Source organism: Streptomyces sp. YJ-C3 (assembly GCF_053891275.1).
Window position 1 is genome coordinate 72,221 of record NZ_CM132685.1, and the last position, 21,443, is coordinate 93,663.

The following is a 21,443-nucleotide window of genomic DNA, read 5'->3' on the forward strand; positions in this document are numbered from 1 at the left end:
TTCCGGCCCCCTGCCAGGCTGTGACCAGTGATCAGTCGCACGGCTGTGACCTGCGGCGCTCCGTCCTTCGTGCGACTACTAGGAAATCCAATCAACGAACTACTTGGAAATCCAAGCAAAATCGCAGGTCAGATGGGGTTTCGCAGATGTGTGACCCACTGGGTAACGTGCTGGGTGAAGGGTGCTTGCCGGAGCACAGGTTTTCGTTCTTTCTAGTCACGCCTGAACCCGGCTCCCCCGCACCCACCCCGTGCGTGGACGGGTCAGGCGAGCCGAGCCGACTGGCCATCCGGCAATCCCGGGGGCCGGACCGACGGAGGAGCACACGTGACCGTAGACAGTGCTGACAGCACTGCCGCCGCGCAGAAGGCACAGTCGCCGCGCAAGCGGGCCGCCACGAAGAAGTCTGCGAAGAAGTCCCCCGGCAGGCCCGCCGCGGCCGGCCGGCCCGAGCTGGTGCAGCTGCTGACGCCCGAGGGCAAGCGGGTCAGGTCCAAGGAGACCGCGGTCTACGACGCCTACGTCGACGCGATCACCGACGACGAGCTGCGCGGCCTGTACCGCGACATGGTCCTCACCCGCCGCTTCGACGCCGAGGCCACCGCCCTGCAGCGCCAGGGCGAGCTGGGCCTGTGGGCGTCGCTGCTCGGCCAGGAGGCGGCCCAGATCGGCTCCGGGCGGGCCACCCGCGAGGACGACTACGTCTTCCCGACCTACCGCGAGCACGGCGTCGCCTGGTGCCGCGGGGTCGACCCGACGAATCTGCTCGGCATGTTCCGCGGTGTGAACCACGGCGGCTGGGACCCGAACAGCAACAACTTCCACCTGTACACGATCGTCATCGGCTCGCAGACGCTGCACGCCACCGGTTACGCGATGGGCGTGGCCAAGGACGGCGCGGACAGCGCGGTGATCGCGTACTTCGGTGACGGTGCCTCCAGCCAGGGCGACGTCCTGGAGTCCTTCAACTTCGGGGCGGTCTACAACGCCCCGGTGGTGTTCTTCTGCCAGAACAACCAGTGGGCGATCTCCGAGCCCACCGAGCGCCAGATGCGGGTGCCGCTGTACCAGCGTGCGCAGGGCTTCGGCTTCCCGGGCGTGCGGGTGGACGGCAACGACGTGCTCGCCTGCCTCGCCGTGACCCGGTGGGCGCTGGACCGGGCGCGCAGTGGCGAGGGCCCGACCCTGGTCGAGGCGTTCACGTACCGGATGGGCGCCCACACCACCTCCGACGACCCGTCGAAGTACCGGGCCGACGAGGAGCGTGTCGCCTGGGAGGCGAAGGACCCGATCCTGCGCCTGCGCACGTACCTGGAGTCGCAGACCGACACCGGCGAGGCGTTCTTCGCGGAGCTCGACGCGGAGAGCGAGGCGCTCGGCAAGCGGGTGCGCGAGGTCGTGCGGGCCATGCCGGACCCGGGACACCTGGCGATCTTCGAGAACGTGTACGCGGACGGGCATGCGCTCGTCGACGAGGAGCGCGCGCAGTTCGTCGCCTACCAGGCGTCGTTCGCGGACGGGGAGGTCTGACGGTCATGGCGGTACAGAAGCTTCCGATCGCCAAGGCGATCAACGAGTCGTTGCGCACCGCGCTGGACAACGACCCGAAGGTCCTCGTCATGGGCGAGGACGTCGGCAAGCTCGGCGGCGTCTTCCGGGTCACCGACGGGCTGCAGAAGGACTTCGGCGAGGACCGGGTCGTCGACACCCCGCTCGCCGAGTCCGGCATCGTCGGCACCGCGATCGGCCTGGCGCTGCGCGGTTACCGGCCGGTCGTGGAGATCCAGTTCGACGGCTTCGTCTTCCCCGCGTACGACCAGATCGTCACGCAGCTCGCGAAGATGCACGCCCGTGCGCTGGGCAAGGTCAAGACGCCGGTCGTCATCCGGATCCCGTACGGCGGCGGCATCGGCGCGGTCGAGCACCACTCGGAGTCGCCGGAGGCGCTGTTCGCGCACGTGCCGGGTCTGAAGGTGGTCTCCCCGTCGAACTCCTCGGACGCGTACTGGATGCTCCAGCAGGCCATCCAGAGCGACGACCCGGTGATCTTCTTCGAGCCGAAGCGGCGCTACTGGGACAAGGGCGAGGTCGACACCGAGGCCGTCCCCGGCGACCTGCACAAGGCCGTCGTGGCGCGTGAGGGCACCGACCTGACGCTCGTCGCGTACGGGCCGATGGTGAAGGTCTGCCTGGAGGCGGCCGCGGCCGCGCAGGAGGAGGGCAAGTCGCTGGAGGTACTCGACCTGCGCTCGATCTCGCCGATCGACTTCGACGCGGTGCAGCGGTCGGTGGAGAAGACCCGGCACCTGGTCGTCGCGCACGAGGCCCCGGTCTTCCTCGGCTCCGGCGCGGAGATCGCGGCGCGGATCACCGAGCGGTGCTTCTACCACCTGGAGGCGCCCGTGCTGCGGGTCGGCGGCTATCACGCGCCGTATCCGCCGGCGCGTCTGGAAGAGGAGTACCTGCCGGGCCTGGACCGGGTGCTCGACGCCGTCGACCGCTCGCTGGCGTACTGAGAGGGCTGGGAGTCATGGCGCGCGAATTCAAGATGCCCGACGTGGGCGAGGGCCTGACCGAGGCCGAGATCCTCAAGTGGTACGTGCAGCCCGGCGACGCCGTCGAGGACGGGCAGGTCGTGTGCGAGGTGGAGACGGCGAAGGCGGCCGTCGAGCTGCCGATCCCGTACGACGGTGTGGTCAAGGAGCTGCTGTTCCCCGAGGGCACGACCGTCGACGTCGGCCAGGTGATCATCTCGGTGGAGGTGGCGGGGGACGCGCCCGCGCCCGAGCCGGAGCCCGTGGCCGAGGCCGCACCCGAGGCCGCACCCGAGACCGAGGCCGCCGAGCCGCAGGGGCGTCAGCCGGTGCTCGTCGGCTACGGCGTCGCCGAGTCGTCGACCAAGCGGCGGGCCCGCAAGGGCGCCGACACCCCGGCCAACGGCACGGCCGCGCCCGCGGTGGAGCGTCCGCTGGCCAAGCCGCCGGTGCGCAAGCTCGCCAAGGACCTCGGGGTCGACCTCGCCACCGTGATCCCGTCGAGCCCCGACGGGATCATCACGCGTGAGGACGTGCACGCGGCGGTGGCGCCCGCGCCGGCCCCCGAGGTCCCGGCACAGGCCCCGGCGCCGGTGCCCGCGGCCCCCGCGCCGGTGGCGGCCGCGGCGTCGTACGACGGCGTCCGCGAGACCCGGATCCCGGTGAAGGGCGTCCGCAAGGCGACGGCCCAGGCGATGATCGGCTCGGCGTTCACGGCGCCGCACGTCACCGAGTTCGTGACGGTCGACGTGACGCGGACGATGAAGCTCGTCGAGGAGCTCAAGGCCGACAAGGACATGCAGGGGCTGCGGGTCAATCCGCTGCTGCTCATCTCCAAGGCGCTGCTCGTCGCGATCAAGCGCAATCCGGAGATCAGCGCGTCCTGGGACGAAGCCAACCAGGAGATCGTCCAGAAGCACTACGTGAACCTGGGCATCGCCGCGGCCACGCCCCGCGGGCTGATCGTGCCGAACATCAAGGACGCGCACGCCAAGACGCTGCCCGAACTGGCGTCCGCGCTGGGCGAGTTGGTGTCCACGGCGCGCGAGGGCAGAACGTCCCCGGCCGCGATGCAGGGCGGCACGGTCACCATCACGAACGTCGGCGTCTTCGGCGTCGACACCGGTACGCCCATCCTGAACCCGGGTGAGTCGGCGATCCTCGCCGTCGGGGCCATCAAGCTCCAGCCCTGGGTCCACAAGGGCAAGGTGAAGCCGCGTCAGGTGACGACGCTGGCCCTGTCCTTCGACCACCGCCTGGTGGACGGGGAGCTGGGCTCCAAGGTGCTGGCGGACGTGGCGGCGGTGCTGGAGCGGCCGAAGCGGCTCATCACCTGGAGCTGATCGTCTCGTGGCCGACTGCGCGGCCGGCCGTGGCCGGCCGCGCAGCTCTCCGCGCCTCTGAGGGGGCGCCCCGTTCCGGGCGCCCCCCGAAGGTCACTTCTTGAAGCCGTAGTCCATGAGCTTCTTGGCGTCCGACGTGCGGGCGCTGACCGACGTCGACTTCAGGACCGTGCCGATGACGGTCTTGCCGCTGCGGGTCGCCGCGAAGACCAGGCAGTAGCCGGCCTCGGGGCCGGAGCCGGTCTTCACGCCGATGGCGCCGGAGTACGAGCCCAGCAGGGTGTTGGTGTTGGACCACGACATGTAGCGGTAGCCGCCGGACTTCGTCGTGACCTTCTGCTTCGTGGACTTCGTCTTCACGACCGAACGGAACGTGGAGTTCTTCATCGCCGACGACGCGATCTTGGTGAGGTCGCGCGGCGTCGAGTAGTTCTTGCCCTTGCCGATGCCGTCGAACGAGTCGAAGTGGGTGTTCTTCAGACCCAGGGACGTGGCGGCCTTGTTCATCTTGCCGATGAAGGACTTCACGCGGGCGTCGCGGGTCGAGCCCGAGCCGAACTTGTCCGCGAGCGCGTACGCGGCGTCGCAGCCCGACGGCAGCATCAGGCCGTACAGGAGCTGGCGGACGGTCACCTTGTCGCCGACGATCAGGCGGGCCGACGAGGCGTTGTTCTTGACGATGTAGTCGCTGTACGCCTTCTGGATCGTGACCTTCGAATCCAGGTTGAGGTTCGACTGGGCCAGCACCACCTTGGCGGTCATGATCTTGGTGGTGGATCCGGTGGATCTGCGGGTGTCCGCGGCTTTGGTGAACAGGCTCGTGCCGGTGCCGTTGTTCATCACATAGCCGCCGGCGGCGGCGATCGTGGGCTTGGCCGGCGCCGTGGCGGCCTGTGCGGAGGTGGTCAGGGCTCCGCTGGTGAGCACGGTTCCCGCGACGAGAACGGCGATGCCCGTTATGCGCTTATTCAAGTTGAACGCTCCAAGTGCCCCTAATGCGCCGCCCTTTGGGCGGGACGCGCACTACTGAGACACCTGAAACGGGCGGGGGGTTGCACGGCGGTGGCGCAAAAGTTGCGCACAGGTGGCAGCGCGCGTCCCGCATGGTGGACGCGGTCCGGCTTGCGTACGTGTTGTATCTATGATGTGCGCATGCCCGCGACCGTCACCGAAAAACGTCCTCCCGCCGCCGACCGTGTCTACGACCATGTGAAGCGCGGTGTGCTCGAACGCCGCTACGAGGGTGGGACGTTGCTCACCGAGGGCGAGCTCGCCGAGGCCGTCGGGGTGTCCCGCACCCCGGTGCGCGAGGCGCTGCTCAAGCTGGAGGTCGAGGGGCTGCTGCGGCTCTACCCGAAGAAGGGCGCCCTGGTGCTGCCCGTCTCGGCGCAGGAGATCGCGGACGTCGTGGAGACCCGGCTGCTCGTCGAGGAGCACGCGGTGCGCAAGGCCGTCCCGGCGCAGCCGCGCCTCTTGGAGCGCCTGGAGGAACTGCTGGACCAGCAGCGCACCCAGGCCGCCGCCGGACTGTTCGTGGAGGCCGCCGCCACCGACCGCTGCTTCCACGCGGAGATCGTCCGCAGCGGCGGCAACGAGATCCTGTCCCGCCTCTACGACCAGCTGCGCGACCGGCAGTTGAGGATGGGCGTCGCCGTGATGCATTCCCACCCGGACCGCATCGCCAAGACCCTCGCCGAGCACGGCGAGCTCCTCGACGCGCTGCGCGCCGGGGACGAGACGGCCGCCGTCGCCGTCGTGCGGCGGCACGTGGGCTGGTTCCAGAACCTGGCGCGGGGTGACGTGCGATGAGCTCCGTGTCCTCCGGTGCCTCCGGGTCCGGTGCGATGTCTCTGCCCGGCGATCCGCCCGGCGGCCGTCGGGCGATCGCCGTGTGGGGCATCGGCGTCTCCGTCTACTTCGTCGCCGTCATCTTCCGTACGTCGCTGGGTGTGGCGGGGCTCGACGCCGTCGAGCGGTTCCACATCAACGCGTCCGCGCTGTCGACGTTCTCGATCCTCCAGCTGCTCGTGTACGCGGGCATGCAGATACCCGTCGGCCTGATGGTCGACCGGCTCGGCACGAAGAAGGTGCTGACGTTCGGCGTGGTCCTGTTCACCGTCGGACAGCTGGGCTTCGCGTTCTCGTCGTCGTACGGGATGGCGCTGGTCTCGCGCGCGCTGCTCGGCTGCGGTGACGCCATGACCTTCATCAGCGTGCTGCGGCTGGGCACCCGCTGGTTCCCGGCGCGGCGCGGGCCGCTGGTCGCGCAGCTCGCCGGGCTCGTCGGCATGGCGGGCAACCTCATCTCGACGCTGGTCATCGCGCGGCTGCTGCACGGGATCGGCTGGGAGGCCGCGTTCGCCGGCAGCGCGCTCGCGGGCGTCGTCGTCCTCGTCCTGATGCTGCTGTTCCTGAAGGACCACCCCGAGGGGTTCGAGCCGGCGCCGATGCCCGCCACGCACAAGGGTGCCGCCTATGTGCGCGGGCAGATCGCGGCGGCCTGGCGGGAGCCGGGGACGCGGCTCGGGCTGTGGGTGCACTTCACGACGCAGTTCCCGGCGATGGTGTTCCTGCTGCTGTGGGGGCTGCCGTTCCTCGTCGAGGCGCAGGGCCTGTCGCGGGGGACCGCGGGTGAACTGCTGACCCTCGTGGTGCTGGCCAACATGGTGGTGGGCCTGGTGTACGGGCAGATCGTGGCCCGGCACCACGCGGCGCGGCTGCCGTTGGCGCTCGGCACGGTCGGGGTGACGGCCCTGCTGTGGGCGGCGCCGATCGTCTGGCCGGGGCGGGCGCCGATGTGGCTGCTCGTGGTGATGTGCGTGGTGCTCGGGGCGTGCGGGCCCGCGTCGATGATCGGGTTCGACTTCGCGCGGCCGGCGAATCCGCCGGAGCGGCAGGGGACCGGGTCGGGGATCGTGAACATGGGCGGGTTCGTCGCCTCGATGACGACGCTGCTGGCGGTGGGGGTGCTGCTCGATGCGACCGGGGACGACTACCGGGTGGCGTTCTCGGCGGTGTTCGTGCTGCAGGCGCTCGGGGTGAGTCAGATTCTGCGGTTGCGGAAGCGGGCGGCTCGGGCCGAGCGGGAGCGGCTGGTCGCTTCCCGGGTCACTTCCGTGCACGTGCCTGCTTGAGCCGTGCCGGGGTGGCCGCTTCTCTTGGTGCGCGTCCGGTGCCGGGGCTGTTTTGCCGGGCTGGGGTGGCGGCCCTCTTTGATGCCTGCTCGGCGCTGGGGACCGCCTAGCCGGGTTCTGGTGACCGCCCCTCGTGGTGCCTGACCGGCGCTGGGGGGCCGCCTTGCCCACCCTGCCGCCCCAGGCGGCAGATTGCCCAAGGCGGGGGCGGCGGCGGGGCGGGCTGGTTTGCCTGGCGGCAGATTGCCCGAGGCGGCGGTGGGTTTGCTGGGCGGCGGGGTGCCCGAGGCGGCGGCGGGGCGGGTGCTGGGAGGGGTTACGGGGTGATGGCGAGGGCCGCGATGATGGTCGTGGCCAGGTCGGTGTCGCCCTCCGTCTTGACGCGGTCCGCCGCCGATTCCGGGGTGATGCGGCCGCAGGACAGACGTACGTACGTCTCCCAGTCCATGGCCAGCGTCGCCGCCGGGCCGAGGGAGGGCGAGCCGTCGATCGTGCCCTTGCCGTCCGCGTCGACGCGGACCGTGCGCAGGAACTCGACGGGGCCGTGCACATCGATGACGACCGCCGAGTTCGCGGGAGCGCCCGCGTCCTTCGCGACGATCTTGGGCAGGGCCGCGAGCAGCAGGTCGCGTGTGACGAGGGCGCCCGGGGAGTCGAGGTTGCCCGGCCTGCCGAGGGACCAGCGCAGGTCCTGCTCGTGCACCCAGATGTCGAACGCCCGCCTGCGCATGGCGAATTCGAGGGTCTCCTCGACGGCGCGCGGGCCGCGCACCATGGTCGACGGCTCGCGGCTCTCGTTCCGCAGCTGACGCGAGCGCCGGATGATCGTGTACTCCAGCTCGGAGACCATCTCCGGCGCCGTGTGGTGGCGGCGGACGTCGACCTGGATCTCCTGGTAGCGCTGCGCCTCGGTCTGGACGTGGTAAAGGTCGCGCGGCAGCGTGTGGATGGGACGCGGGTCGCCGAGCATCTCGCAGTCCTGGCCGATGACATGGCTGACGATGTCGCGCACGGACCAGCCGGGGCAGGGCGTCGCGCGGTTCCACTCACCCTCCACGAGCGGCGTGACCAGCTCGGATATCGCTTCCACGGAGTGGGTCCAGGCGTCGGCGTAGGACTGAAGGCTGGGGTGGAGACTCACGGAAGGGGACCCCTCGAGCGGTTGTACGCGGGCGTTTAAGTAGACGGCGGGCGCGGGCGGTGGGTGTCTTGGGACGCTAAGTTACGCTGCCCGTAGGCACCCCGGCAGTGCTTTCGTGTGACGATCGTAGGCCCGTGTTGACGGCTCGAATGCCAGGACGGTGGTAGTGTGCGCGCCTCCCTCATCCAGATCGCTGTAAACGAGGACGAATCGGTCAACACGCGGCGTGAGCGCGTCAGTTCACTGGTACGTGATCAAGCCGGTTCCGCCGATCTCGTCGTGCTGCCCGAGCTGTGGACGACCGGCGCTTTCGCGTACGAACTGTTCGCCGACGAGGCCGAGCCGCTGGAGGGTCCGACCTTCGAGGCGATGGCCAAGGCGGCGAGCGACGCGGGTGTGTGGCTGCACGCCGGGTCGATCCCCGAGCGGGACCCGGACGGCCCCCTCTGCAACACCTCGCTCCTCTTCTCCCCCGACGGCGAACTCGCCGCCGCCTACCGCAAGATCCACCGCTTCGGCTTCGACAAGGGCGAGGCCGTGCTGATGAGCGCGGGCGAGGAACTGGTGACGCTGCGGCTGCCGGAGACGGTGCTCGGCGTCAGCACCTGCTACGACCTGCGCTTCCCCGAGCTGTACCGGGGCCTCGTCGACCGGGGCGCCGAGACCCTGGTCGTCTCGGCCGGCTGGCCCGAGCGGCGCCGCTCCCACTGGACGCTGCTCGCGCAGGCCCGGGCCGTGGAGAACCAGGCGTACGTGCTGGCCTGCGCGACCGCCGGGACGCACGCCGGAGTGCCGCAGGCGGGGCACAGCATCGTGGTCGACCCGTGGGGCGAGGTGCTCGCCGAGGCGGGGTCCGGGGAAGAGGTGCTGCGGGTGGAGTTCGACCCGGCGAGGGTCGCCGCCACCCGGGAGCAGTTCCCGGCGCTGAAGGACCGGATGCTGGGAGTGGACGCACCGCCCCGGCGCTGAGCTGCCGGGGCGGTCACCCGGGGGCCTCGGGCCCGAGGCCCACAGGGCCTAGTCCACGACCCCCCGTTCCTTCTCCGCGAGATGGATGACGCAGACCGCGACGGCGATCAGCAGGGCCGGATCGGCGTCCTCGCGGACCACGTTCACGCCGTACGTCTCGCGCACGCGCAGCCAGCGGCGGGAGATCTCGGCGAGGAGTTCGCCGTCGTACTCGACGGCGAACTCGCGGTCCAGGATCTTTCCGCTGACGTCCAGTTCGGTGCCGTCGACCAGCTCCACGCGGTAGTGGTTGCGCAGCAGCGACAGGCGCTTGCGCTTGATCTTGGCGAGCTGCTCGTCGCCGCGCTCGATCACCATCGTGTCGCGCAGCGCGAACATCTTCTCGTGGATGTCGATGAGGACGCGGCCGTCGGGCCCCTTCAGCTCGAAGGTGTCCCGCAGCCGCATCGCCTTGCCGTCGACGAGGAACGCCTTGTGGCCGTTCTCGTCCTCGATCCAGTAGTCCTCGCCCACGGCGAAGAGTCGTTCTCGAACTTCGTAGCGCATACGTCGAAGAGTGCCCCCGAGCCGCCGGGCGGACCCTCCTTCGCTCCAGCCGGGTGAAAACGGCCCGAAGTCGGTGCGCACACGTCCTGCCGGGTGAGTGGATGCGGTGAACCGTCACGCACCGTGCCCGGAGGTCACACCCCGTGAAGCCACGCCGACTGCTCGCCGCAGCCCTCGCGGCCCTGCCCCTGCTGCTCGCCCACCCCGCGACCGCCGCGCCCCGCGACCCCGTCCCGCGCTACCACGAGTACGTCGCGCTCGGCGACTCGTGGAGCGCCGACGTCACCCCGGTCGGCATCCGCACCGACCAGGTACCCAGCGGCTGCGCCCAGTCGGCGTGGAACTATCCGCGCCAGGTCGCCGCCGCCCTGAAGGTGCCGGCCTTCAAGGACGCCACGTGCGGCGCCGCGACCTCGGACCACCTGCGGGCCGCGCAGGACGTGACGTACGTGCCCGGTCTGCTCGACGGGGTCAACCAGCCGCAGCTCGACCGGGTCTCGAAGACCACCGACCTGGTCACCTTCGGCTTCGGCGGCAACGACATCGGCCTCGCGAGCGCCGCCCTCGGCTGCTTCAGTCTGCTGCCGGACCTCACGCCGCTGTCCGGCCCGAAGCTGCCCGCGCCGCTCGGCGGGAACTGCCGGTCCGGCTGGGTGGGCCCCGACGGGCGCGATCTGATGACGCGGCGGATCGAGGACGCCGAGCCGAAGCTCGTCCGCGCCGTCGAGGCCGTGCGGGCGGCCGCCGCCCCGGGCGCGACCGTGCTCGTCGTCGACTACCTCGCGGGAGTCCCCGTCGACCGCGGCTGCTACCCCTACGTCCAGGCGCACGACGGCGACCTCATGTGGCTCGGCGCGAAGCTCAAGGAGCTGAACGCGATGCTGGAGCGGGCCGCCGCGCGGGCGGGCGCCCGCTTCGTCGACACCTACCGCGGCAGCGTCGGACACGACGTGTGCCAGGCGCCGGGAACCAAATGGGTCGAGGGCTTCGTGCCGCTGACCACCGACCCGCCGGGCCTCGCCGTGCCGCTGCACCCGAACCGGCTCGGCGCCGACCACCAGGCACGGAGCGTCCTCAACACGCTTGAGTGACAAGAGAGTTCAGTGATACGTGCAACCATCACTGATATGTGGGTGTCCTAAGAGGTGGACGTGACCTTACGACCGAAGGAACACCCCATGTCTCGCGCACGAAGCTCCGCCGCCCGCAGGAGCCGTCTCACCGCACCTCTGATCGCCGCGGCCCTGGTCGCCGCCGGCGCCACCGCCGTCTCGCTCGCCCCCGCGCAGGCGCAGGCCGCGACCAAGGGCAAGGCCGACGCGGCCGACGACTTCGACGGGGACGGTTACGCCGACCTCGTCACCGGAGCGGCCGGGGGAACCGTCTCCGGCGCGTCGCAGGCCGGCTACGTCGCCGTCACGTACGGCTCGCCGACCGGCCTGAGCGCGACGAACAAGAAGCTCATCAGCCGCTCGACCAGCGGCGTGCCCGGCTCGGCCGCCGCCAAGGAGGGCTTCGGCACCTACGTCACCAAGGGGGACCTCGACGGTGACGGCTACAGCGACCTCGTCATAGGCAGCGCCAAGGCGACGACGGGCGCCGTCATCCTGTGGGGCTCGCCCTCCGGACTGACCGGCGGCACGAACATCGCCACGTACGGGAAGTCGCCCCAGATCGGCGACTTCGACGGCGACGGCAAGGCCGACCTGGCGCTGCTCGCCGCGATGGGCAGCTACGGCGACGACCCCGAGCACGAGGGCGCCGCCCTGTGGAAGGGACCGGTCTCCCGGGCCGGCGCCCCGGCCCAGAAGCTGAACTTCATGGACAAGTCCGAGTGGTGGGGCTACGGCCAGGACGGCGCGACCTGCGTCGACGACCAGTCCGGCTGCGTCGACGGCCCCGACTCGACCACCGGCCCCGTGGTCTTCAAGGCGGTCGGCGACCTCAACGGCGACGGCCGCGACGACCTCGCCCTGCGCTCCTACAACGGCGACGGCATGTGGAACAACACCGTCCTGTACGGCAGTGCCTCGGGCTTCAAGCGCGGCTGGGCCCCGGAGACCCAGGGCGAGCTGGCCACCGGTGACGTGAACGGCGACGGCATCGACGACCTGGTCGTCGGCTCCGACCCCGAGGACTCCGACATCGGCGACACGATGCAGAAGGTCACCCTCGCGTTCGGCACGAAGGACGGCCTGAAGGGCGACCGCACCCAGGAGTTCGACCAGAGCCTGCCCGGCTTCTACGGCGCCCAGGAGGACGGCGACCACCTCGGCTCCTGCGTCTCCGTCGCCGATGTCACGGGCGACGGCAAGGCCGAGGTCGCGCTCGGCATCTCGGGCGAGGACTTCAGCGGCACGACCGACGCCGGATCGTTCGCGCTGCTGCACGGCACCGACTCCGGGGTCACCGGGACCGGCTCGCAGGTCCTCAACCAGAACTCGGCGGACGTGCCCGGCGTCGCCGAGTCCGGTGACCTGTTCGGCTCCGGCTGCCGGCTGCTCGACGTGAACGGCGACGGCCACCGCGACCTGGCCGTCTCCGCCACCGGGGAGAACGCGTCCGAGGGCGCCGTGTGGGCCTTCCCCGGCACCGGGACCGGCATCACCGCGACCGGCTCGACCGCCTTCAACCCGACCGACCTGGCCGCCCCGGTCACCAAGGCGCTGCTGGGCAACCCGCTCCGCTAGCGCCCGACCGGGTTGCGACCCGTATGCAGTAACCCGGCGCGCAGTCCGGCCCGTGCGACCGTCTCCTAGGGGCATGACCAGGGACGACGAACTGGCCGCACTGCGCGCCCGGGTGGGCGAACTGGAGGCGGCCGCCGCGCGGCCGCCACGGCACCGCACCCGCAGCACGTTCGCCGTCGTCCTCATCGTGCTCGCCGCGCTCCTCACCCCGCTGAGCGCCGTCGCCGTATGGGCGGACGCACAGGTCAGGGACACCGACCGGTACGTCGCCACGATGGCGCCGCTCGCCTCCGACCCGGACGTGCAGGACGCCGTCGCGAACCGGGTCACCACCGCGGTCATGGACCGCATCGACGTCCAGGACCTGCTGACCGGCGTCGCCCCCGACGACCGGCCCCGCCTGGAGAAGGCGCTCGGCGCGGCCAGCGGCCCCATCAACAGCGGCCTCACCTCGTTCGTGCACGCCGCCGCCCAGCGGTTCGTGACGAGCCCCGCCTTCGCCACCGTCTGGAAACAGGCCAACCGGACCGCGCACGCGGCCGTCGACAAGGCGCTCACCGGCGACGGCGGCGGCACCGTCAAGGTCGAGGACGGCATGGTCACCCTCGACCTCGCGCCGGTCGTCGACAAGGTCAAAGAGGCGCTCGTCGACGACGGACTCACCGTCGCCGCGAAGATCCCCGAAGTGCACACCGACATCACGCTCATGCAGTCCACGGGCGCCCTCGCCAAGGCGAAGAAGGGCCTGCGCCTGCTCCAGCTGCTGTCCTGGGTGCTGCCGCTGCTCGTCGTGCTGCTCGTCGTCGGCGGGGTACTGCTCGCCACCCGCCGGCGCCGCGCCCTGGTCACCGCGGCCCTCGCGGTCGCCGCCGGAGCGCTGGTGCTCGGCCTCGCGCTGTGGCTCGGCCGCGCCTTCTACCTCGACGCACTGCCCCCGGCCGTCGACCGCGCCGCGGCCGGCTCCGTCTACGACGCCCTCGTCCGCTTCCTGCGCACCGGCGTACGCGTCGTCGCCGTCCTCGGCGTGGTCGTCGCCCTCGCGGCCTGGACCGGCGGCCCCGGCCGCTGGGCGAGCGCGGTGCGCGGCGCGTGGACCGGGGGCATCGGCTCGGTGCGCGAGGCCACCGGAGCGGGCACCTTCGGGCCCGTCGGCCCCTGGGTGCACCGGATGCGTACGTGGCTGAACTGGACGGTCGCCGCGGTCGCCGCGGCCGTGCTGCTCGCCTGGGACTACCCGACGGGCGCCGTCGTCGCCTGGATCGCGGTGTGCGCGGTGTGCGCGCTCGCCGTCATCGAGTTCCTGGACGCCCCGGCGCTGCCGGATCCGGCGCCGGAGTCCGCAGCCGACGGGCCACCGGCCGCTCGTGCGCGATGACGTACCCGGCGGCGATCCCCGCACACACGACCGTGAAGAGCACGATCAGCCACGACAGCGCGGTGAACACCATTCCCAGCGGCCCGAACTGGGCCAGCGACCGGTCCAGCGTGCGCGGGATGTAGACCCGGGACGCCACGCTCAGACCGACCACGCCGACAGCGGTGAGCAGCGCGCCCGGCAGCAGCGGCAGCCACCGCACCCGCCCGCCGAGCAGCAGGTGCTGGGTCCACCACCACAGCGCCGTGCAGGTGAGCAGCCACAACGGCAGCCCCAGCCACAGGCCGGTGCCGAACCCGTCGCGCAGCAGCCCCTGGGCGACCAGCGCCACCAGCCACCCGGCGAGCCAGGCGAGCCAGCGCCAGGCGACCAGCGAGAACTGGGCGGGCGGCAGATGCCAGGCCCGCTCGCACATCCGCTGCAACGCGCGGCTGCACGCCGTCGCCGAGACCAGCAGGACCAGGACGCCGACGACGCCGGTGGCGTTGCGGGTGGCCGCGTCCCCGGCCGCGTACACCTGTCTGACCTGGTCCAGGGACGCGCCGTCCAGGCCGAGCGTGCCGCGCAGCGAGGACAGGATCTGGTCGCGCACGGCGGAGGGGGCGAACGCGGCCGCGACGAACACCACCGGCAGCGCCGTCAGGAACGTCTGGGCGGCGAGCCGCGTCGCCGAGTCGAGCAGGTTCACGGCGACGATCTGCCGGGTCATCCGCGGGACGAACGGCATGTGCTCCTGCACGGCCCGGGCCCGGTCGGTGGCCCAGCGCGTCGCCCGGGCCAGAGTGCTGGTCTCGCTCATGGCGGCAACCCAAGCGCATCCGCCGCCCCGCCCGGCGGCGACCGGGCGGTGCGGTGGCCCGTACGGGGAGACCGGCGCGGCACGGCACGCTTTACGGCGTAATCACCGGCGGCTCGGCCGCGCGGGCCCCGAACCTCGCGCGGTACGCCGAAGGGCTCAGCCCCGTCGCCCGCTTCAGGTGCGCCCGCAGATTCGCCCCGCTGCCCAGACCGCTGAGCTCCGCCACCACGTCGAGCCGGGCCTCACCGCGCTCGATGAGCCGGCAGGCCAGCGCGATCCGCTCGCCCAGCAGCCACGCCAGCGGCGTCGTGCCCAGCTCGGCGCGGAAGCGGCGGTGCAGCGTGGCCGGGCTGACGGCGGCGCGGGCGGCCAGATCGGACACCGCGATCGGCTCGTCGAGGCGCTCCTGCGCCCAGGCCAGGAGCGGCGCCAGCGAGGCGTCCGGCACGACCGGCACGGGCCGCTCCACGAACTGCCTCTGCCCGCCGTCGCGATGGGCCGCGAAGACCAGACGCCGCGCGACGGAGCCCGCGACCTCGGCGCCGTGGTCCCGGCGGACCAGATGCAGGCTCAGATCGAGGGCGGCGGCGCTGCCCGCCGCGGTCAGTACATCGCCCTCGTCCACGAACAGCACGTCCGGTTCCAGCAGCACCTGCGGGTGCACCGCCCGGAACTCCTCCGCCCAGCGCCAGTGCGTGGTGGCGCGCCGCCCGTCCAGCAGCCCGGCCTCGGCGAGCGCGAACGCCCCGGTGCAGAAGCCGGCGATCCGCGCCCCGCGCGCATGGCTCCGCCGGATCGCGGCGAGCACGGGTTCGGCCCGCGGCACGACGTTGTCCGGGCGCCCCGGCACGATCAGGGTGTCGGCGCTGTCGGCCGCGTCGAGCCCCGCGGCCGTGCCCAGCGTGAAGAAGCCGTGGTTCATCCGGATCTCTGGCACCGGGGCGCACAGCGTCAGCTCGTACAGCGGCGCGGCCCGGCCCAGCTCGGGCCGCGGCAGCCCGAACACCTCGGTGGCGACCCCCACCTCGAAGGGGTTCACGCCCTCGTCGATGAGGACGACGACGCGGTGCACCGGCTGCTGCGCTTGCGAGGATCCTTGCGGCATACGCGATTCCTAGCACTCGTACGGCGCGGCGGGCGCCCCGAGGATGACGGCATGGAACCCGTCGCGCTCACCGAGGCCCTGGCCACCTTCGACGCCGTGTGGAGCCCCCGCATCGTCACCACCGTCAACGACTACGACGTCCGCCTCGCCAAGGCGGAGGGCGAGCACGTGTGGCACGTCCACGAGGACACCGACGAGTTCTTCCTCGTCGTCACCGGCGAGCTGACGATCGCCCTGCGCGAGAAGGACGGCGAACGCGACGTGGTCCTGCCCCCAGGCTCCGTCCTCACGGTCCCCCGCGGCACCTGGCACAAGCCGTCCGCGGCCCCCGGCACCGCGATCCTCCTCCTGGAACCGGCCGGCACGCCCACGACGGGCGACGCCCACGACCCCGTACCGGACCACGTGGACTCGACGACCGGGCACGCGTGGCACCCTTGAATCATGAACGACTCCGCGCCCGCCCCAGCCCGCCGTGCCCGTGTCCGCGCCCCCGAACTGGTCGGGAAGGGCGGCTGGCTGAACACAGGCGGCAAGGAGTACACCCTCGCCGACCTGCGAGGACGCATCGTCATCCTCGACTTCTGGACCTTTTGCTGCATCAATTGCCTGCACGTCCTCGACGAGCTGCGCGAGCTGGAGGAGCAGCACCGGGACACCGTCGTGATCATCGGGGTGCACTCGCCGAAGTTCGTGCACGAGGCCGAGCACGCGGCGGTCGTCGATGCCGTCGAGCGGTACGGGGTGGAGCACCCGGTGCTCGACGACCCCGAGCTCGCGACGTGGAAGCAGTACGCGGTGCGGGCCTGGCCGACGCTCGTCGTGATCGACCCCGAGGGGTACGTCGTCGCGCAGCACGCCGGTGAGGGCCACGCGCACGCGATCGCGAAGCTGGTCGAGGAGCTGGAGGCCGAGCACGAGGCGAAGGGCACGCTGCATCGCGGCGAGGGTCCCTACGTCGCGCCCGAGCCGGTCGCCACCGATCTGCGGTTCCCCGGCAAGGCGCTGCTGCTGCCGTCCGGGAACTTCCTGGTCAGCGACACCACCCGGCATCAGCTCGTGGAGCTGGCGGCCGACGGGGAGAGCGTCGTGCGGCGGATCGGTGACGGGGAGCGCGGCTTCGGCCCGGACTCCTTCAACGAGCCGCAGGGCCTCGCGCTGCTCGACGAGCGCACCGTCGTCGTCGCCGACACCGTGAACCACGCGCTGCGCGCCGTGGACCTGGCGAGCGGCGCGGTCACCACGCTCGCGGGCACCGGCCGGCAGTGGTGGCAGGGCACGCCGACCAGCGGACCGGCCCTGGAGATCGACCTGTCGTCGCCGTGGGACGTGGCCGTCTTCGGCGGCAAGGTGTGGATCGCGATGGCCGGTGTGCACCAGCTGTGGACGTACGACCCCGAGGCGGGGACCGTCGAGGTCGCGGCCGGGACGACCAACGAGGGCCTGGTCGACGGGCCCGGCGCCGAGGCCTGGTTCGCGCAGCCCTCCGGGCTCGCCGCCACCGAGGACCGGCTGTGGGTCGCCGACTCGGAGACCAGCGCGCTGCGGTACGTCGACCTGGACGGGCACGTCCACACGGCCGTCGGCACCGGCCTGTTCGACTTCGGGCACCGGGACGGCGACGCCGGACAGGCGCTGTTCCAGCACCCGTTGGGTGTCACGGCCCTGCCGGACGGCTCGGTCGCGGTCTCGGACACGTACAACCACGCGCTGCGCCGCTTCGACCCGGCGACCGGCCAGGTGACCACCCTCGCCACCGATCTGCGGGAGCCGAGCGACGCCGTGCTGGCAGGCGGCTCCGGTGACATCGTCGTCGTCGAGTCCGCCCGGCACCGGCTGACGCGGCTGCGGCTGCCCGAGGAGGCCGTGCGCGTCGAGTCCGTCGCCCACCGCACGCAGCGCGCCGCCACCGAAGTGGCGGGCGGCAAGCTGCAGTTGGACGTCATCTTCCAGGCGCCGGCCGGGCAGAAGCTCGACACCCGCTACGGCCCCTCGACCCGGCTGCTGGTCTCCGCGACGCCGCCCGAGCTGCTCGCGGCCGGTGACGGCGCGGGCACCGACCTGGCCCGTGAGCTGGTCCTGAACCCGGATGTCACCGAGGGCGTCCTGCACGTCTCCGCGATGGCGGCCTCGTGCGACGACGACCCGGCCAACGAGTACCCGGCGTGCCATGTGCACCAGCAGGACTGGGGTGTCCCGGTCCGGGTCGCCGAGGGCGGGGCGGACCGGCTGCCGCTGGTGCTGGCCGGCCTGGACGGCTGACCGGGCCCGAGGGCGCGTCAGTTCGCGTACGGCATCCGGGTGTTCCAGGAGAGCACCTCGATGCCGTCGGCGCGCTTGCCCGCGTACTCGACCTCGCCGGGCGTCTTCAGCGTGACGAAGGCGCCGGAGGCGTCGGCGTCGTTCCGCACCAGGGACAGCCGGACCGACGTGAAGTAGTCGTCCTCGGCCTTGGTCTCCTGGTAGACGGGGAGCGCGGAGTAGACCGTGCCGCCGGCCGGGACGAGCAGGGGCTGCGCGGGCCGTACGTCGTCCTTGGCCACGGGGACGTCACCGTTGGCGTCGCCCGGGGTGACGACCGGGAACTTCTGCACGGTGCAGGCGCCGCCGGAGGTGTTGACCGCGGTGATCAGCAGGTGGTCGCCCTGCTGCTCCGGGTTCTTGCGCTTGAGCGTGTAGGCGAGCGAGGTCACCGCGCACTCCGGCGCCGCCTTCGCGGCGGTCCCGCCCGCGGCGCCCTTGCCGGTGGAACTGCTCTTGGCGGCGTCCGCCTTGGACGCGCCGCCCGCCTGCTGCGTACCCGTGGACTTCTCGGCGGCCGAGCCGGTGTCCGCGCCGGCGCTCGTGTTCGTGGTCGCCGCGGCGCCCTCGTCCTTGGTCCCCGTGGCGTCGCCGCCGGAGCAGGCGGTCATCGTCAGGCCGAGGACGACGGCGGCGGTGGCGAGGACGGTCGTGCGGGTGATGGTGCGGGTCATGGTGGTGCTCCCCCGGTTCGGTGCGCCCGCCAGGTCCGGCGGGCCGCTGTGAGTCCTACGGTGCCCGCCGCGGTCGCCGTCCGGTCGCCCTCGCGTTAGCGCGCCGTCGCCGTTTGGCTGTCGGCCCGCTCCAGCTGCGCTTTCGCCTGCCGCGCGCCCTCCTCGTAACCTCGCCGCAGCGCGTCCTCGTGGGCCCGGCGCAGACAGCCGCGGGCCTCCTCGGCGCGGCCGAGGGCGAGCAGTGCGGCGCCGCGCGAGACCCGCAGCAGGATCTGGCGCAGCGGGGCGAGACCTTCCGTGGCGGCGCCGGGCAGCGACAGCCCCCGTTCCGTGCAGACGAGCACGGCCGGGTGGTCGTCGAGGGCGAGCAGCCGACGGGCCCGGTGTTCCAGGGCGAGCAGTTCGGTCAGTACGTCGCCGGCGGCGCGGGCCAGTTCGGCGGCGCGGGTCAGATGGGCGAGGGCCTCGGGGCCCGGCGCCCCGGCCCGGTCCAGGGCGGCGGCGAGGTTGACCAGGGCGGTGGCCTCGCTGGACGGGTCGCCCGCGCGGGCGGCGAGCGCCGGGGCGCGCTCCAGATGGTCCATGGCCTGCGCGAGCCGCCCCTCCTCGGTGAGGACCCAGCCGTACAGGGCGCGCACCCGCGCCTCCGCGTCCGGGTCGCCGAGCCGTACGGCCGCGGCCAGGCCCTGGGCGAGCAGCGGCAGCCAGTCGTCGCGTACGTATCCGACGATGGACGGCCACTGCAGCACGACGAGCCGCCAGGCCCGGTCGTCGAGGCCCGCGGCGAGGGCGGCGCCGGCGGCGGCCGCGAGGTTCTCGCGCTGCGCCGCGAACCAGCCGAGCGCGCTCGCCCGGTCGGGCAGTGGTGGTCCGCCCAGGTCGGGGCGGGCGTCCGGCGGCGGTGCGCAGCAGGGCCGGTCGTCGGGTTCGGCGACGGCGGCGGCGCGCAGCGCGGTGCGGACGTAGTGGTCGAGGAGGCGGACGAGGGGCTCGTCGGCGGGTTCGGCCGGTTCGGGTCCGGTGTCACCGCGGGCGGGGCCGCGCGCGTACAGGCGGACCAGGTCGTGCATCCCGTACCGGCCGGGTGTCCGCTCGGTGACGAGGTGGGCGGCCGCGAGGCGGTCCAGGGCCGTGGCGGCGTCGGCGGGCGGTGTCGCGGTGAGGGCGGCGGCCGCGTACCGGTCGAGGTCGGGGCCGGGGAGGGTGCCGAGCCGGCCGAAGAGCTGTCGGGCGTCGGCGGGCAGGGCGCGCAGGGTGAGCCGGAGCGCGGCGGCGACTCCGGTGTCGTCGATGTCGAGGAGCGCCAGCCGGCGCTGTTCGTCGGCCAGTTCGCCGGCGAGGTCGCTCAGTGGCCGGTCCGGCCGGGCGTTGATGCGGGCGGCCACGACGCGCAGCGCCAGCGGGAGGCCCGCGCAGAGCTCGGCGAGCCGGGCCGCGGCGGCCGGTTCGGCGGCGAGCCGGTCCTCGGCGCCGGTGGCGGCGAGCAGCGCGGCCGACGCGGGGCCGTCGAGGACGCCGACCTCGACGGTCCGGGCGAGTTCGCTGACCGCGAGACCGTCCAGGCGCAGCCGTGAGGTGACCAGGGCGACGCTGCCGGGGCCGGCCGGGAGCAGCGGGCGGACCTGGGCGGCGGTGCGGGCGTTGTCGAGGACGACGAGGGGGCGGCGGTGTTCCGTCCGGGTCCGGTACGCGGCGGCCAACGCGCCTTGTGTGTCGGGCAGTTCGCGGCCCGGGACGCCGAGCGCGATCAGGAACTCGCGGAGCACGTCGGCGGTCTCGGGGCCGGTGTCGGCGGGGTCGTCGCCGAAGCCGCGCAGATCGGCGAAGAGGACTCCGTCGTAGTGCTCGCGCGCGGTGTGCGCCCAGTGCAGGGCCGCCGCGGTCTTGCCGACGCCGGCGGGCCCGGTGATGACGACGACGGCGTGCTCGCGGTGGGCGGCTTCGTCGATCGCGGCCAGCTCCATGTCGCGTCCGACGAACCCGCGCGGCGGCCGCGGCAGCAGGTCGGGGCCGGCCGCCTGCGGGGGCGTGGGGTCCGGCGCGGGCGCGGGCGGCGGGGCGCCGTCCCCGGCGAGGATCTCCGCGTACGCGGCGCGCAGTGCGGCCCCGGGGTCGACGCCCAGCTCGTCGGCGAGGAGCGTGCGGGTGCGGTGGTACTGGTCGATGGCGTCGGACTGGCGGCCCGCGCGGTACAGGGCCCGCATCAGGGCCGCGGCCAGCGACTCCCGCATGGGATGGGCGACGGCCTCCGCGTGCAGCAGCGACGCGGCCCGCGCGTGGTCGCCGAACTCCCCGTAGGTGCGGGCCAGTTGTTCGACCGCCGAGATCCGCGCCTCCTCCAGGCCGTCCGCCGCGACCCGCAGCGGACCGCCCGTGGCGACGCCGACGAGCGCGGGCCCGTGCCACAGCGCGAGCGCCTCCCGCAGCAGGGCCGCCGCGTCGTCGGGGGTGCGCTGGTCGCGGGCGAGCCGGACGAGTTCCTCGAAGCGGTGCGCGTCGAGCAGCGACTCGGGCATCTCCAGGACGTACGCGTCGCCGCGGGTCACGAGCCGGACGCCCCACTCGTCGGCGCCGCCCTGCGCGAGCAGCGCCCGCAGCCGCGACACATGGCCCTGCGCCACGGTCCTGGCCCGGGCCGGCGGGCCTTCCGGCCACAGCGCGTCGATCAGCTGGTCCAGGGGCACCGCCGTGTTGGGCCGCAGCAGCAGCGCCGCGAGGAGGCTGCGCCGCTTGGCGGGACCGAGGGGGAGCTCCCCGCTCTCCGTGGCCACGGCGACCGCGCCGAGCAGCCGGAACTCCACGACAGTGCTCCCCCCCATATGCCCCGAGAAC

The 21,443-nt window shown here is 72.8% G+C and carries 18 protein-coding genes; 11 read left to right on the forward strand and 7 right to left on the reverse strand.

What is annotated here, in order from left to right:
- The first annotated feature begins 327 nt into the window (after positions 1 to 327).
- The 3 genes from pdhA to ACVHNB_RS00365 are packed head-to-tail and all read left to right on the forward strand — an operon-like array spanning position 328 to position 3,877.
- Positions 328 to 1,530 (forward strand): pyruvate dehydrogenase (acetyl-transferring) E1 component subunit alpha, encoded by a 1,203-nt coding sequence (pdhA, locus tag ACVHNB_RS00355; RefSeq protein ID WP_428953509.1) that lies wholly within the window; start codon positions 328 to 330, stop codon positions 1,528 to 1,530.
- 5 nt (positions 1,531 to 1,535) lie between these two features.
- The gene (locus tag ACVHNB_RS00360; protein ID WP_428953508.1) at positions 1,536 to 2,516 is read left to right on the forward strand and encodes an alpha-ketoacid dehydrogenase subunit beta; all 981 of its coding nucleotides are present in this window, start codon (positions 1,536 to 1,538) and stop codon (positions 2,514 to 2,516) included.
- A gap of 14 nt (positions 2,517 to 2,530) precedes the next feature.
- Positions 2,531 to 3,877 (forward strand): dihydrolipoamide acetyltransferase family protein, encoded by a 1,347-nt coding sequence (locus tag ACVHNB_RS00365; protein WP_428953507.1) that lies wholly within the window; start codon positions 2,531 to 2,533, stop codon positions 3,875 to 3,877.
- A gap of 93 nt (positions 3,878 to 3,970) precedes the next feature.
- On the opposite strand, the gene ACVHNB_RS00370 is transcribed toward ACVHNB_RS00365, so the two are convergent.
- Positions 3,971 to 4,828: a D-alanyl-D-alanine carboxypeptidase family protein gene (locus ACVHNB_RS00370; RefSeq protein ID WP_428957606.1), complete on the reverse strand. Its 858-nt coding sequence runs from the start codon at positions 4,826 to 4,828 to the stop codon at positions 3,971 to 3,973.
- Positions 4,829 to 5,029: 201 nt separating this feature from the next.
- Here ACVHNB_RS00370 and ACVHNB_RS00375 point away from each other — a divergent pair, with 201 nt between their 5' ends.
- The gene (locus ACVHNB_RS00375; RefSeq protein WP_428953506.1) at positions 5,030 to 5,686 is read left to right on the forward strand and encodes a GntR family transcriptional regulator; all 657 of its coding nucleotides are present in this window, start codon (positions 5,030 to 5,032) and stop codon (positions 5,684 to 5,686) included.
- Positions 5,683 to 7,011, forward strand: coding sequence for an MFS transporter (locus ACVHNB_RS00380; RefSeq protein WP_456227164.1), 1,329 nt, complete (start codon positions 5,683 to 5,685; stop codon positions 7,009 to 7,011). Before ACVHNB_RS00375 ends, ACVHNB_RS00380 begins: the two co-directional genes overlap by 4 nt.
- Positions 7,012 to 7,327: 316 nt before the next feature.
- On the opposite strand, the gene ACVHNB_RS00385 is transcribed toward ACVHNB_RS00380, so the two are convergent.
- Positions 7,328 to 8,152: a maleylpyruvate isomerase family mycothiol-dependent enzyme gene (locus ACVHNB_RS00385; protein WP_428953504.1), complete on the reverse strand. Its 825-nt coding sequence runs from the start codon at positions 8,150 to 8,152 to the stop codon at positions 7,328 to 7,330.
- A 168-nt stretch (positions 8,153 to 8,320) separates the two neighbouring features.
- On the opposite strand from ACVHNB_RS00385, the gene ACVHNB_RS00390 reads away from it, so the two are divergent.
- Positions 8,321 to 9,121, forward strand: a complete 801-nt coding sequence (locus tag ACVHNB_RS00390; RefSeq protein WP_428953503.1) for a carbon-nitrogen family hydrolase — start codon at positions 8,321 to 8,323, stop codon at positions 9,119 to 9,121.
- Between the two features lie 48 nt (positions 9,122 to 9,169).
- Here the strand turns inward: ACVHNB_RS00390 and ACVHNB_RS00395 are convergent, their stop codons facing one another.
- A complete protein-coding gene (locus ACVHNB_RS00395) occupies positions 9,170 to 9,667 on the reverse strand; it encodes an LURP-one-related/scramblase family protein (RefSeq protein WP_428953502.1) in 498 nt (165 codons plus the stop codon).
- A 143-nt stretch (positions 9,668 to 9,810) separates the two neighbouring features.
- Between ACVHNB_RS00395 and ACVHNB_RS00400 the strand changes: the two genes are divergently transcribed.
- The 3 genes from ACVHNB_RS00400 to ACVHNB_RS00410 all read left to right on the forward strand — a co-directional run bounded on the left by ACVHNB_RS00400 (position 9,811) and on the right by ACVHNB_RS00410 (position 13,732).
- Complete coding sequence (locus tag ACVHNB_RS00400) at positions 9,811 to 10,758, forward strand: GDSL-type esterase/lipase family protein (protein ID WP_456227165.1); 948 nt, start codon at positions 9,811 to 9,813, stop codon at positions 10,756 to 10,758.
- 87 nt (positions 10,759 to 10,845) lie between these two features.
- Positions 10,846 to 12,357: an FG-GAP repeat domain-containing protein gene (locus ACVHNB_RS00405; RefSeq protein ID WP_456227166.1), complete on the forward strand. Its 1,512-nt coding sequence runs from the start codon at positions 10,846 to 10,848 to the stop codon at positions 12,355 to 12,357.
- Positions 12,358 to 12,430: 73 nt separating this feature from the next.
- On the forward strand, positions 12,431 to 13,732 hold the full coding sequence (locus ACVHNB_RS00410) for a hypothetical protein (protein WP_428953499.1): 1,302 nt from the start codon (positions 12,431 to 12,433) through the stop codon (positions 13,730 to 13,732).
- Here ACVHNB_RS00410 and ACVHNB_RS00415 read toward each other — a convergent pair.
- Positions 13,647 to 14,531: a YhjD/YihY/BrkB family envelope integrity protein gene (locus tag ACVHNB_RS00415; RefSeq protein ID WP_428953498.1), complete on the reverse strand. Its 885-nt coding sequence runs from the start codon at positions 14,529 to 14,531 to the stop codon at positions 13,647 to 13,649. The two genes, ACVHNB_RS00410 and ACVHNB_RS00415, sit on opposite strands and share 86 nt — an antisense overlap.
- 91 nt (positions 14,532 to 14,622) lie before the next feature.
- Entirely contained in the window at positions 14,623 to 15,636 is a 1,014-nt protein-coding gene (locus ACVHNB_RS00420) for a helix-turn-helix domain-containing protein (RefSeq protein ID WP_456227167.1), read from the reverse strand.
- A gap of 51 nt (positions 15,637 to 15,687) precedes the next feature.
- Between ACVHNB_RS00420 and ACVHNB_RS00425 the strand changes: the two genes are divergently transcribed.
- Positions 15,688 to 16,077 (forward strand): cupin domain-containing protein, encoded by a 390-nt coding sequence (locus tag ACVHNB_RS00425; protein WP_456227168.1) that lies wholly within the window; start codon positions 15,688 to 15,690, stop codon positions 16,075 to 16,077.
- Between the two features lie 3 nt (positions 16,078 to 16,080).
- A complete protein-coding gene (locus tag ACVHNB_RS00430) occupies positions 16,081 to 17,898 on the forward strand; it encodes an NHL domain-containing thioredoxin family protein (protein WP_456227169.1) in 1,818 nt (605 codons plus the stop codon).
- Positions 17,899 to 17,915: 17 nt separating this feature from the next.
- Here the strand turns inward: ACVHNB_RS00430 and ACVHNB_RS00435 are convergent, their stop codons facing one another.
- On the reverse strand, positions 17,916 to 18,611 hold the full coding sequence (locus tag ACVHNB_RS00435; protein WP_428953494.1) for a DUF4232 domain-containing protein: 696 nt from the start codon (positions 18,609 to 18,611) through the stop codon (positions 17,916 to 17,918).
- A gap of 95 nt (positions 18,612 to 18,706) precedes the next feature.
- Positions 18,707 to 21,412: a BTAD domain-containing putative transcriptional regulator gene (locus tag ACVHNB_RS00440; protein WP_456227170.1), complete on the reverse strand. Its 2,706-nt coding sequence runs from the start codon at positions 21,410 to 21,412 to the stop codon at positions 18,707 to 18,709.
- Positions 21,413 to 21,443: the final 31 nt, after the last annotated feature.